Consider the following 12,592-nt stretch of genomic DNA (forward strand, 5'->3'; position numbering starts at 1 on the left):
GCGGGACTAATGGGGTTACTGGTACTGGTGGGGGACAATCAGTTCAAAAAACTTGGATTACTCTGATGTAATTCTTAGCTGCTCAGAGCGCATTTTGGCGGCCTCAACGGCCGCGTCGACCGCCGCTCGCAGGCCCCCTCGCTCCAGCTCGCGCAGGCCGGCCGCGGTGGTACCGCCGGGCGAGGTCACCGTCGCCCGCAGCTGCGTCGCCGTGGCGTCCACCCGCAGTCCCGGCGCCTCGGCCTCACCCCGCTGCCGATCGTCGTCCATGCGCTCGAGCAGCATGGCGGCCGAGCCCGCCATGGTCTGCGCGGTCAGGTCGGCGGCCACCTCGCGGCTCAGGCCCGCCGCGACGCCCGCGTCGATCAGCGCCTCGACCATCAGGAAGAAATAGGCCGGCCCGGAGCCCGACAGGGCGGTGACGGCGTCCATCTGGCTTTCCGGGACTGTCAGGACGCCGCCGACGGAGTCGAACAGGGCCGAGACGCCCTCCAGCTGCGGCGGGGTGACGAACCTGCCCTTGGCCAGGGCCGTGACGCCGGCGCCGACCAGGGCCGCCGCGTTCGGCATCGCCCGCACCACCGGCGTCCCGGCCGGCAGTTTGGCTTCGAAGTAGGTGATGGTGATCCCGGCGGCCACCGTGACGAAGACCTGCTCGGCGGTGTCGTTCTCGGCGGTGCCCGCCGCGCGGGCGATCTCCGCCATCACCGACTCGACGTCGGCCGGTTTCACCGCGACCACGACGAAGGACGCGTTCTCCACCGCGTCGGACACCGAGCCGATCCGCACCGAATAGGTGTCGGCCAGATACTTGGCGCGCTCCGGAACCCGCTCGACCACCACCAGGTCTTTGACCTGCCGGCCCGCCCGCAGCAGACCCGACAGCAGTGCCTCCCCGATGCTGCCGCCACCGACGATCGCGATTCTTGCCATGCCGGACAGCATCGCAGACACCGCGCACTATCGAGCGGCAGGGACCAATGCCAGCTGGCGGGCCTGCACCACCAGGCGCCCCAGACTGTCGACGACGGTGTGGTCCTCGTCGAACCAGTCGTGCCCGATCTCGGTGCAGGTCGCGATGATGCGCAGCCAGCCGTCCGCCGGCAGGCCCCGCAAGAAGGCCGTGAGCTGGATTGTGGGCGCCCAGCCGGTGCGGTCCACGGCGAAGGTCACCGGTGCCGACAGATCGCCGCACATCAGCGCAAACAGCGCGTCGGGGGCCACCCCGCGGGGGCGGGCCCACATCTGGATCACCGGGGGGCGGCCGTCGGCGCGGGCCGCCATCGTGGACAGCACCGGCCGCACGTCGCAGCCCTCCCCCAGGTGCACGAGGCCGGCCAGCGGATGGCCGGGCCCGATCGGCTCGATGTCGTCGGGCGGCTCGGGCGCCATCAGGTCCAGCACCGGGTTGGCCGACAGCAGCGGCTTGACCCGACCGTCGGGAGGAAAGTGCTCGGGCTCGCCGAGGTTGACCACGGCGTGCACCGCGGTGCGGTCGCCCTGGTTGAGCTCGACGTCGACGACGCTGATCCAGCGGCCCCGCTTGCGGATCGAGGTCACCAACTGCACTTGGCCGGGATCGGGCGCCCACAGGAAGCTCGCCGACACCGCGACCGGTTCCAGGACTGGCTGCGGGACGGATTCGAGCCCGTCCGGCTGACCGCCGCAGGCGGTGCGAGCGGCGTTGGCGCAGAGCGCCAGCATCGCGCCACCGTGCACTTTGGGGCCGATGGTCCAGCGCTTGTCGAGCTCGCCGTCGTAGACGCCGGAACCGACCTCCCGCAACGTCATCGCGGTGGTGAATAACGCAGTCATGTTGTCTTGGGTTTCTCCTGGGTTGTCAGCGCAGCAGATGCATGCGGGCAAACTGCAGCGATTCGGCGAGCATGGCCTCGCGCTCGTTGGCGGACCGCGCGCTGGACGTCGACACCTCCAGGATGACGTGCCCGGCGAAATGGCTGCCGGCCAGCATCTGGCACACCTCGGCGGTGGGCTGCGTGCCGCGCCCGGGCACCAGGTGCTCGTCGGCGGGCAGACCGTTGCCGTCGCACAGGTGCAGGTGCACCAGGCCGGCCCCCATCCGCTCGGCCATGTCCAGCGAGTCGGTGCCCGCGGTCGCGGTGTGGGACAGATCCAGCGTGTAGTGCGCGTGGTTGCCATCGAGCGGGTCGTAGGAGGGCGCGAACGCCGAGATCGCCGGGCCGGGCCCGCCGCCCCGCTTACGCATCCGTTCCAGCGACTGGCCGGCCCCGAAGAGCCGGTCCGCCCGGAACGGGAACATGTTCTCCACCGCGATCATCACGTCGCTCGACGCTTCCAGCGCCGCCACCTGTTCGGTGAAGCCCTCGGCATAGCGCCGCTGCCAGCGAAACGGCGGGTGCACGACCACGGTCTGCGCGCCCAGCTGTTCGGCGGCGCGCACGCTGCGGTCCAGCTTGGGGACCGGGTTGGCGCCCCACACGCGTTGCGAGATCAGCAGGCAGGGTGCATGCACGGACAACACCGGGACGCGGTAGCGCCGCGACAGCTTCTTAACGGCGGCGACGTCCTGGCTGACCGATTCGGCCCACACCATCAGCTCGACGCCGTCGTAGCCGAGCCGGGCCGCGTACTCGAAGGCGGCCTCGGCCCGCAACGGGTACACCGAAGCCGTGGAAAGGCCGACTTTGATGGCTGGGCGCACTGTCTACGGTGCCGCTAGCCCGACTGCAACGACAGCGCCAAGGGCCCCAGGGTGATCAGCGCACCCACCGCGACCGCGATCAACGTGCTGGCGATGTCCTCGGTTTTGCGAACCACCCGGACCCCCGCCACCAGGCCCAGGATGACCAGCACCGACAGCACCAGCGCCACCAGGCTGTTCCAGCGCCACAGCTGGTCGAAGGCCACGAACAGCCCGCCGCCGAACGCGACCGCCAGCATCGACTGCAGCACGACCACACCGCCACGCCACACCGCCTCGAACCTGCCGCGCTCCGGGTGACCATCGGAGTCCGCGTCCGCGCGACGATCCTCGCCATCGAGATGCTCCTCGCGCCCGAGCACCCCGGCGGTCAGCGATCCCTCGCCGTCCTCGTCTTCGTCCAGCTCCGAGTCGGCGGGCCGCAGGAAGGAGCGCACGTAGGCGGAGTCCTCCAGCGCCGGTTCGGCCTCGCGCACCTCGGAGTCCATGACGTCCACGGGGATGTCGGCGTAATGGTCCATCGGGTCGGGACTCATGTGCTCCGCCCCGGAGGCTTGTCCCCCGGTGCCGTTGGCCAGCGAGCCCGACCGGTCGCCCTCGGGCAACGGCCGCGGGTATTCGCTGCGCTCGGGCCCCGACGCGCGCTTGGGCTGCGGCGGGGATTTGGGCCAGCGCGGCTCGGGCTCGGACCAGTAGGGGGCGTCGGGCTCGTCTTTGGTTACGGGCTCGTCTTTGGTTACCGGCTCGGCGTCGGCGGACGGTTCGACAACGTCGATCGTGTCGGTGGCACCGGGATCTGCTTCGTCGTCATCGCCGACCACCGGGATTTCGCCGGTCAGTTCGGCGACGGTCACCGAGTCGCTGTCGCCGCGCCGACGGCGACGCCGCCGGGTGACCGCCGGGGCGCCGATGGTGCCGTTCCTGGCCAGCAGCTCAGCGACCGAGATCGGCCGAGTGCCGGGGCCTTCAGTCTCGGGGTTCGGTCCGGTCATGGTTTGTCGCCTCTCGATCGGTGCTGGTTCCGATCAACTACCTGACCTCCAGCATTACGCACCGAAGGCTCCATGAGGGCCGATCCGTCGGCTTCGCTGTCGAGTTTGCGCAAGATGAGACCTTCCCGTAATGCCCACGGGCAGATATCCACGGATTCGATCGACAGCGCTCGCATGCTTGCCTCGGCCACCAGAGCACCCGCGACAATCTGCGGGGCCCGTTCGGCGCTCACTCCTTCCAGTTCTGCCCGGTCAGCGGTCGTCATCCTAGAGATGAAAGATATGAGTTGCCTGAGGCCATTTGCTGTAAGCGTCCGCTTCACCCGCGGCCCGGCGCCCGACGGCGCCGCGCCGGTGAGCCGCGCCAGCGAGCGGAACGTCTTCGATGTCGCCACCGTCAGGTCCGGACTACCCGTCTCGAGGATGTTCACGCTGGCTTCGGCGAGCTCGGCGTCCAGCCAATCCCGCAGCATCGCCACCCGGCGCCGGCCGGGCGGATCGTCGGGCAGCCACTCGCGGGTCAGCCGGCCGGCGCCCAGCGGCAGCGACAGCGCGACCTCGGGCTCCTCGTCCACACCGCTGGACATCTCCAGCGAGCCGCCACCGATGTCGAGGTTGATGATGCGGCCCGCGCTCCACCCGTACCATCGGCGCACCGCCAGGAAGGTCAGCCGCGACTCGTCGACCCCGGTCAGCACCCGCAACTCGACGCCGGTCTCCTTGCGCACCCGGCTCAGCACGTCCTCGGAGTTGCCGGCGTCCCGGACCGCCGATGTGGCGAAGGCCATCAGCTCCGCGCAGCCGGAACTGTCGGCGATCTTGGCGAATTCGTCGATCGTGGAGATCAGCTTCTCGGCACCGCGTTTGGTGATCTTGCCCGCGCTGTCGGTGGCCTCCGCCAGGCGCAGAGTGGCCTTGGTCGAACTCATCGGCGTCGGGTGACCGCCCCGGTGGGCATCGACCACCAGCAGATGCACCGTGTTGCTACCCACGTCGAGAACGCCCAATCGCACGTAAACAAACTAACGAAGCCTCGCAGGCGATGCTTTGCGCGACCCGGTCAACCCGCCGTGATGGCGGCCATACGGGCCCCGAGTGTCAGCCGCTCGGATGGACGGAACCGTGGTCTAACGTGGACTGCGTGGCGAATTCGCACCCGGAACCGGGACAAGAGGTCGAGCTGGATTTCGCCCGCGAATGGGTGGAGTTCTATGACCCCGACAACCCCGAGCACCTGATCGCGGCGGACCTGACCTGGCTGCTTTCTCGGTGGACGTGTGTGTTCGGCACCCCGTCCTGCCGCGGCACGGTCGAGGGCCGCCCGGACGACGGGTGCTGCTCGCACGGCGCGTTCCTGTCCGACGACGACGACCGCGCCCGGCTGGACGACGCGGTGCAGAAGCTGACCGACGCCGACTGGCAGTTTCGCGAAAAGGGGTTGGGCCGCAAGGGATATCTGGAGCTTGACGAACATGACGGCCAACCGCAGTACCGCACCCGCAAGCACAAGGATGCGTGCATCTTCCTGAACCGGCCGGGATTCTCGGGCGGTGTCGGCTGCGCGCTGCACAGCAAGGCCCTCAAGCTGGGCGTGCCGCCGCTGACCATGAAGCCCGATGTCTGCTGGCAGTTGCCGATCCGGCGCAGCCAGGAGTGGGTGACCCGGCCCGACGGCACCGAGATCCTCAAGACCTGGGTGACCGAATACGACCGTCGCGGTTGGGGTTCCGGCGGCGCCGACCTGCACTGGTACTGCACCGGCGATCCGGCCGCTCATGTCGGCGCCAAGCAGGTGTGGGAAAGCCTGGCCGACGAACTCATCGAGCTGCTGGGCAGCAAGGCGTACTCGGAACTGGCCGCAATGTGCAAGCGCCGCAGCAAGTTAGGGCTCATCGCGGTACATCCGGCGACGCGTATCGCCGAGTAGCGGGGTACCTCAGGCTTGCGTGCGGTAAGCCACCACCATCCGCAGGGCGCTGGCGTTGAGGTATGCCTCGACCGCGGCGCCGGCCGCCGCCGCGTCGCGCGCCAGCACCGCCTCGGTGATCGCCCCCAGCTCGGCCACCACCGTGGCGGCGTCGTCATAGGCCGCGGTGAGTTCGTGTTCGCGGCCACCGAAAGCTTGCTCGACCCACCGGTACAGCAGTCCCAACGCGCGGTTGCGACTGCTGTGAATGAGCACGCGGAAGTAGTCGAGGTCGGCCGCCTGGCGCGCCGCCGCGCTCTCGGCGTACCGGACCGCGGTCAGCGCGGCGCGCAGCGCCTCGGCATCCTCGGGCAGGCCGCGCTGCGCCGCCAGCCGGCCGATCAGCGGCCCCAGCCCCGCCCGGATTTCGAGCAGCTCCACCAAGAACTCGGGTCCCAATCGGCGAACCAGCGCCTCGACCACCTCGGGATGGGTGAGCGCCTGGGGATCGCGCACCAGGTTGCCGCTGCCGTGCCGGGCCTCGATGAGACCCATCTGCTGCAGGCGGGCCAGACCCTGCCGTAACGACGTGCGATTGACACCGAGTTGCTCCGCCAGGTCGCGCTCCGGCGGCAAGGCGGAGCCGGGCGGAAACGCGCCGTCGAGGATGGCGTCGGCGATCGAGGCGGCGATCTGCTCATCCACCCGCTGGCGATCCGGCGGCTGAATCGGACTTGACTGGTTCATTGGCTCAACCAATATAGTGGACGACGTCGGCGATGGGAGCAAGTTATGGACGACGAACAACGGTCGGCCGCGACCCCCCGCTGGCGCGGCAAGGCGGGACGCCTCGAGGTCTGGTACGCCACCCTCTCCGACGCGCGGACATGTGCGGGCTTGTGGATCCACTGCGAGACCGTGGCGCCGCTGCGGGGCGCGGCCTACGCGCACGGCTGGACCACCTGGTTTCCACCCGAGGGGTCGCCCCGCACCGAACGCTTCGGACCCGAGCCCGCGCGGCCCGCGGCCGGCGCCGACTGGTTCAACGCCGACGGGGTCCGGGTGGCCGACGGGCAGCTCGCCGGCCGGGCCGGATCGCTCGCCTGGGACCTGTCCTGGCGGGACGCCGCCCGCCCGCTGTGGACGTTCCCGCGCCTGACGTGGGAGCGCGAGCTGCTGCCCGGCGCGCAGGTCGTCCTCGCCCCCACCGCCGACTTCGCCGGCTCACTGACCGTGGCCGGCGCCGCCGCGCCCATCGAGGGGTGGCGCGGCGGCGTCGCCCACATCTACGGACACGGAAACGCCAAGCGCTGGGGGTGGATCCACGCCGACCTCGGGGGCGGCGACGTCCTCGAGGTGGTCACCGCCGTGTCACACAAGCCGGGCTTACGCAGGCTCGCACCGCTGGCTTTCGTGCGCTTCCGTCTCGACGGAAAAGACTGGCCCGCAAGCACTTTGCCGTCCCTGCGGATGCGGACAACGCTCGGCCCGAGGCACTGGCAGCTGGAGGGCCGCATCGGTGGTCGCCGGGTGCTCATCCGGGTCGACCAGCAGCCGGACCGCTGCGTGAGCCTGGGCTACACCGACCCCGACGGCGGCATTGCGGTATGCACGAACACCGAACAGGCCGACGTCCACGTCGAAATCGATGACCGCCGTTGGTCGGTGCTCGGACATGCCGAGGTAGGCCTGCGCGGCGCCGAGGCGCCCGACATCAACGAAAGGATCCCGACATGAGCTTCCTTCTCGACCCGCCGCTGCTGATGGCCAGCGGCGCGCTCATCGAGCGGCACGTGCCGCCCGATCGGCGAGACGTCGCCGAGGCCGCGGTCCTCGGCATCTTCTTCGGCGGGTCGTTCGGCCTTTACAACAACGTGCCCGGGCTCGGACTGCTGTGGCGGCCGTTCCGCGCCCGCAACGGGCGCGACTTCATGTGGAACAGCGGGGTTTTCAAGGTCAACACGGCAGAAGGGGGTTGGCCCCTGCACGCGGCGGCGGCCGCCATCTTCGCCGCCTATCCGTTCTTCATCAAGATGGGCCGCCGGTTCGGATTGCTGGCATGAGCCGTGCGGCCGAGCGGGCGACCGCTTCGTTCGGCACCGCGCTGCTGCCCGAGGAACATGGCGGCCCGCCGCCGGCTCAGCTGGCCGAGCGCATCGAACGCTACCTCACCCAGCTACCGGCGACATCCCGGCTGGGCGTGCGCGCCGGATTCGCATCGGTAAGCGCCGCAAGCTATCTCACCACCGGCCGGTCACTGTCGCGGCTGCGCCCCGGCGGCCGAGATCGGGTGTTGCGCCGAGTGGCTTCGCTCGGCCCGGAGGCCGGCGCTGCCCTCGAGGCGCTCAAGGCAATCGTGTTGCTCGCCAACGGCGCCGACACCTATGCGTCCGAACTCTTCGCCCGCGCCCGCGAGCACGACGCGGCGCGCCCCGATGCGGATCTGACCATCGCCTCCTCGGCCGACTGCCCGTCCGTCGTCACCGCCGACGCGGTGGTCGTCGGCTCGGGCGCCGGCGGCGCGATGGCGGCCCGAACCCTGGCGCGGGCGGGTCTCGACACGGTCGTGCTCGAGGAGGGACGGCGCTGGACGGTCGAAGAGTTCCGCACCACCCACCCGATCGACCGGTACGCCGGGTTGTACCGCGGCGGCGGAGCCACGATCGCGCTGGGACGCCCGTCGGTGGTGCTGCCGATCGGCCGCGCGGTCGGCGGCACCACCGTCGTGAACTCCGGCACCTGCTACCGGCCGCCGGCCGCCGTCGCGCGGCGCTGGCGCGACACGTTCGGACTCGGCCTGGCCGACCACGACCGGCTGACCAACCACCTCGACGACGTCGAACGCACGCTGCGGGTCGCGCCGGTGCCGATGGACATCATGGGCCGCAACGGGCGCCTGCTGCTCGACGCCGCCACGACGCTGGGCTGGCAGGCGGCGCCCATCCCGCGCAACGCCCCCGGCTGTGAGGGCTGTTGCCAGTGCGCCATCGGCTGCCCACGCAACGCCAAGTTCGGGGTGCACCTCAACGCGCTGCCGCAGGCCTGCGCGGCAGGCGCCCGGATCGTCTCGCACGCCCGCGTGGAACGGGTGCTGCACGAGCACGGGCGCGCCCACGGCGTGCGCGCGCGCCGACCCGACGGCACCGCGCTGGACATCCTGGCCGACACGGTGGTCGTCGCCGCCGGCGCCACGGAGACACCGAACCTATTGCGGCGCAGTGATATTGGTTCGCACCCGCGGGTCGGCCGCAACCTGGCGCTGCATCCCGCGACGGTGCTCGCCGGCCGCTTCGACTCCGACGTCGTGGCCTGGCACGGCGTGCTGCAAAGCGCCGCCGTCCACGAGCTGCACGAGTCCCACGGCGTGCTCATCGAAGCCACGTCCACCCCGCCGGGTATGGGATCGATGGTCTTTCCGGGTTACGGCGCTGAACTGCTCGGCTGGCTCGACCGGGCGCCGCAGGTCGCCACGTTCGGCGCCATGGTGGCCGACCGTGGCGTCGGCTCGGTGTCGTCGATTCGCGGCGAGACGGTGCTGCGCTACCCGATCGACAGGGGCGACGCCGCCAAGCTCGTGACGGCGATGGAGGCCATGGGGCGACTGCTGTTCGCCGCGGGCGCCGTCGAGGTCCTCACCGGCCTGCCGCATGCGAAGACGGTGACGTCGCTGCCCGCGCTGCAGGATGCGCTGCGTCGCGCCGACCCGAGAAGCCTGCACGTCGCGGCGTTTCATCCGACCGGCACCGCGGCGGCGGGCGCCGATGAGCAGTCGTGCCCGGTCGACGCGACGGGCCGGCTGCGCGGCGTGCGCGGTGTCTGGGTGGCCGACGCGTCGATCCTGCCCAGCTGCCCGGAGGTGAATCCTCAGCTGTCGATCATGGCGCTCGCCCTGGGCGTGGCCGACCACATCGTCGACGCCGCCCGCTGAGCGACTGTGCGCCGAGGGGCTCTCGCGGCGTCGTGTGTTAAGAACGGTGGGTGCCGGTTCCCGATTCATCGTCGACCTTCGACGGGCCATCGGCCAGGCGCCGTTGTGGCTGCCCGGAGAACCCTTGCGGCCGACGACGATGCCCGGACCGTCTTCGAAACCAACAATCCGCCGCCGGCGCTTCGGACTAGCCCTCCAGCTTGTAGCCCAGCCCCCGCACCGTCACCAGGTGCACCGGGTTGGCCGGGTCGGCTTCGATCTTGGACCGCAGACGCTTGACGTGGACGTCGAGCGTCTTGGTGTCGCCGACGTAGTCGGCACCCCACACCCGGTCGATCAACTGCCCGCGGGTGAGCACTCGGCCGCTGTTGCGCATCAGATACTCGAGAAGGTCGAATTCCTTGAGCGGCAAGGTGATCGTGTCGCCGTTGACCGAAACGACATGGCGTTCGACGTCCATCCGCACGGGGCCGGATTCGAGCACACCGTCGCTGATCTCGGAATCGTCGTCACCGCCGCGGCGCAACACCGCCCGGATCCGCGCGATCAACTCACGCGCCGAATACGGCTTGGTCACATAGTCGTCGGCGCCGAGCTCGAGGCCCACGACCTTGTCGATCTCGCTGTCCCGGGCGGTCACCATGATCACCGGCACGCTGGAACGCGCGCGCAGCTGCTTGCAGACGTCGGTGCCAGACATTCCGGGCAGCATCAAGTCGAGCAACACGATGTCGGCGCCGCCCCGATCAAACTCGGCAAGCGCGGCCGAACCGTCGGTCACCACGGTGGCCTCGAAACCTTCCTTGCGAAGCAGGAACGCCAGCGGATCGGCCAGCGACTCCTCGTCCTCCACAATCAGCACACTGGTCATCGGCGCGATTCCTCCTCGTCGCTGCGCTTTGCATCGTCATACGCGCGGGTCATCGACTTAATTCTTCCTCTCGTTGTGAGCGGTTGGGCCGCGCTTCGCGACCCTGCGGTTCCTCGACTTCGCCGTCGTCTGGATCGGACGCGATGGCCGCCGGAATGGAAAGGGTGAAGGTCGATCCGGTACCGGGTTTGCTCCACACCCCGATGCTGCCGTTGTGGTTGGCCGCGACGTGCTTGACGATGGCCAGGCCCAGCCCGCTGCCGCCGGTGGCGCGTGAGCGCGCCTTATCCCCGCGGAAGAACCGCTCGAAAACCCGTTCCTGGTCTTCCAGGGCAATCCCGATGCCGCGGTCGGTCACCGCGATCTCGACGTTCTCGCCGCGCCGGCGCCGGCTGATCGACACCGGCGAACCCGGTGGCGAATAGGCGATCGCGTTGGACACCAGGTTGGCCAGCGCGGTGACCAGCAGCGTCTCGTCGCCCAGCACCCGCAAACCGCTGGGCGCGTCGGTGCGGACCTCGATATCGGCGTTGTCGGCCGCCACCTTGTGGCGCGAAATCGCTTCGCTCACAACCTTATCGACTCCGACCTCGATGACGTTGGGCAACCGTTCGGCACCCTGCAACCGGGACAGCTCGATCAGCTCGGCGACCATGTCACCCAGCCGGTTGGCTTCGACGAGCACCTTCTCGGCGAACCGCCGCACGGTTTCGGAGTCGTCGGAGGACGCCAGTAGGGCCTCGGCGAGCAGGGCCATGGCCCCCACCGGGGTCTTGAGCTCGTGGCTGACGTTGGCCACGAAGTCGCGCCGGGTCGCTTCCATCCGCGCATAGTCGGACTGGTCGTGGGCGAAGACCACGGCGAACCGGCGGTCTTCTTCGCTGAGCAACCGGGCATGCCCGTGCACCGAGAGCCCGGACCGGCCACCCGCCCGTTTGGCCGGCCGCAGGTCGAATTCGACGTCGATGCCGGTCAGGGCCTGCTGCGCCGCCTCCCAGGCCTGGTCATCGAGCTGGCGGTCGCGCACCAGGCCCAACTCCTTGGCCCGGTCATTGAGGTACACGACGTCGCGATGGGCGTCCACCACCGCCGCTGCCAGCGGCATCAGGGCCACTATGCGTTGCAGCATCTGCGCGACGGTGATCCCGGTCCATTCGGTGCTGACCCGCTGGCGACGCTGCACCGCCCGCGGTGACAGCCGGGTCCCGACCAGTACACCCGCGGCCAGCGCCAGCGCGGACAAAACCCCGGCCAGCAACAGTGCCGAGAACACAGTCACATAGCAAATCCTACAAATCTTCCTGAACGCTGCCCTAGCGGAACGAGGCCAAAATCGGACAAGTCACACCCTGCGCAACAGGTGTTCCGCTCCCGTTCACGCGATGTTTGGCTAAATGGCCTTTAACGCGCAGGGATGGCGCGGGCGCCCAGCTCAGCCGCGCCCCTGGCTGGCAACCGCGGCGGCCCCGGCGGCGGCCGCCTCCGGGTCGAGATAGGTACCGCCGGGCACCACCGGCCGCAGGTCAGCGTCCAGGTCGTAGCGCAGCGGGATGCCGGTCGGGATGTTCAACTCGGCGATCTCGTCGTCGGACACCTGATCGAGGTGCTTGACCAGGGCCCGTAGCGAATTGCCGTGCGCCACGATCAGCACCGTCTTGCCGCTGCGCAGGTCCGGGATGATGACGTCGGTGAAGTACGGCAGGAAGCGCACGACCACGTCGGCCAGGCACTCGGTGAGCGGGCCGCCGCCGATGTCGGCGTACCGGGGATCGGTGTCCTGGCTGTAGGTGCTGCCCTTCTCGATGGGCGGGGGCGGCGTGTCATAGCTGCGCCGCCAGGCCATGAATTGCTCATCGCCGTAGCGGGCCTTCGTCTCGGCCTTGTCCAGCCCCTGCAGCGCGCCGTAGTGGCGTTCGTTGAGCCGCCAGGTCCGCCGCACCGGAATCCACAGCCGGTCGGCGGCGTCCAGCGCCAGGTGCGCGGTGGAGATGGCCCGGCGCAGCAGCGACGTGTAGAGGATGTCGGGCAACAGGTTGTTCTCGATCAGCAGCTCACCGCTGCGCACGGCTTCGGTCCGGCCCTTTTCGGTGAGGCCGACGTCGACCCAACCGGTGAAGAGGTTCAGCGAATTCCATTCGCTTTCGCCGTGGCGAAGCAGTACCAGCGTGGCGGTGTCACCCATGCCGGTCAGTCTCTCACGCACTCATTCAGC

General features: G+C 69.7%; 13 protein-coding genes. 4 read left to right on the top strand and 9 right to left on the bottom strand.

Annotated features, from left to right (window positions below; genetic code table 11):
• Positions 1–57 precede the first annotated feature (57 nt).
• Genes proC through G6N50_RS16605 form a run of 5 tightly spaced genes read right to left on the bottom strand, consistent with a single transcriptional unit; the run spans position 58 to position 4,688 of the window.
• On the bottom strand, positions 58–933 hold the full coding sequence (gene proC, locus G6N50_RS16585; protein WP_179970020.1) for a pyrroline-5-carboxylate reductase: 876 nt from the start codon (positions 931–933) through the stop codon (positions 58–60).
• 27 nt (positions 934–960) lie between these two features.
• Positions 961–1,815 carry a thioesterase family protein gene (locus tag G6N50_RS16590; protein WP_083095039.1) on the bottom strand — a complete coding sequence of 285 codons (855 nt, stop codon included), beginning with the start codon at positions 1,813–1,815 and terminating at the stop codon, positions 961–963.
• Positions 1,816–1,840: 25 nt separating this feature from the next.
• The gene (locus G6N50_RS16595; RefSeq protein ID WP_083095038.1) at positions 1,841–2,683 is read right to left on the bottom strand and encodes a sugar phosphate isomerase/epimerase family protein; all 843 of its coding nucleotides are present in this window, start codon (positions 2,681–2,683) and stop codon (positions 1,841–1,843) included.
• Positions 2,684–2,697: 14 nt separating this feature from the next.
• Positions 2,698–3,675: a hypothetical protein gene (locus G6N50_RS16600; RefSeq protein WP_083095037.1), complete on the bottom strand. Its 978-nt coding sequence runs from the start codon at positions 3,673–3,675 to the stop codon at positions 2,698–2,700.
• The gene (locus G6N50_RS16605) at positions 3,672–4,688 is read right to left on the bottom strand and encodes a Ppx/GppA phosphatase family protein (RefSeq protein ID WP_083095036.1); all 1,017 of its coding nucleotides are present in this window, start codon (positions 4,686–4,688) and stop codon (positions 3,672–3,674) included. Before G6N50_RS16605 ends, G6N50_RS16600 begins: the two co-directional genes overlap by 4 nt.
• A gap of 119 nt (positions 4,689–4,807) precedes the next feature.
• On the opposite strand from G6N50_RS16605, the gene G6N50_RS16610 reads away from it, so the two are divergent.
• Positions 4,808–5,602, top strand: coding sequence for a hypothetical protein (locus tag G6N50_RS16610; protein ID WP_083095035.1), 795 nt, complete (start codon positions 4,808–4,810; stop codon positions 5,600–5,602).
• Positions 5,603–5,611: 9 nt separating this feature from the next.
• On the opposite strand, the gene G6N50_RS16615 is transcribed toward G6N50_RS16610, so the two are convergent.
• On the bottom strand, positions 5,612–6,328 hold the full coding sequence (locus G6N50_RS16615) for a FadR/GntR family transcriptional regulator (protein WP_083095034.1): 717 nt from the start codon (positions 6,326–6,328) through the stop codon (positions 5,612–5,614).
• A gap of 45 nt (positions 6,329–6,373) precedes the next feature.
• Between G6N50_RS16615 and G6N50_RS16620 the strand changes: the two genes are divergently transcribed.
• Genes G6N50_RS16620 through G6N50_RS16630 form a run of 3 tightly spaced genes read left to right on the top strand, consistent with a single transcriptional unit; the run spans position 6,374 to position 9,509 of the window.
• Positions 6,374–7,318, top strand: coding sequence for a hypothetical protein (locus tag G6N50_RS16620; protein ID WP_083095033.1), 945 nt, complete (start codon positions 6,374–6,376; stop codon positions 7,316–7,318).
• On the top strand, positions 7,315–7,644 hold the full coding sequence (locus tag G6N50_RS16625) for a hypothetical protein (RefSeq protein ID WP_083095032.1): 330 nt from the start codon (positions 7,315–7,317) through the stop codon (positions 7,642–7,644). The genes G6N50_RS16620 and G6N50_RS16625 overlap by 4 nt, the downstream gene beginning before the upstream one ends.
• Positions 7,641–9,509 (top strand): GMC family oxidoreductase N-terminal domain-containing protein, encoded by a 1,869-nt coding sequence (locus tag G6N50_RS16630; protein WP_083095031.1) that lies wholly within the window; start codon positions 7,641–7,643, stop codon positions 9,507–9,509. The genes G6N50_RS16625 and G6N50_RS16630 overlap by 4 nt, the downstream gene beginning before the upstream one ends.
• A gap of 187 nt (positions 9,510–9,696) precedes the next feature.
• Here the strand turns inward: G6N50_RS16630 and regX are convergent, their stop codons facing one another.
• The 3 genes from regX to G6N50_RS16645 all read right to left on the bottom strand — a co-directional run bounded on the left by regX (position 9,697) and on the right by G6N50_RS16645 (position 12,562).
• A complete protein-coding gene (gene regX / locus G6N50_RS16635) occupies positions 9,697–10,380 on the bottom strand; it encodes a two-component sensory transduction protein RegX (RefSeq protein ID WP_007768263.1) in 684 nt (227 codons plus the stop codon).
• Positions 10,381–10,429: 49 nt separating this feature from the next.
• Complete coding sequence (locus tag G6N50_RS16640; RefSeq protein WP_142275538.1) at positions 10,430–11,659, bottom strand: sensor histidine kinase; 1,230 nt, start codon at positions 11,657–11,659, stop codon at positions 10,430–10,432.
• A gap of 153 nt (positions 11,660–11,812) precedes the next feature.
• The gene (locus G6N50_RS16645; protein ID WP_083095030.1) at positions 11,813–12,562 is read right to left on the bottom strand and encodes a phosphoglyceromutase; all 750 of its coding nucleotides are present in this window, start codon (positions 12,560–12,562) and stop codon (positions 11,813–11,815) included.
• Positions 12,563–12,592: the final 30 nt, after the last annotated feature.

The sequence above is a fragment of the Mycobacterium mantenii genome, from assembly GCF_010731775.1.
In the GTDB taxonomy this organism is placed as follows: domain Bacteria; phylum Actinomycetota; class Actinomycetes; order Mycobacteriales; family Mycobacteriaceae; genus Mycobacterium; species Mycobacterium mantenii.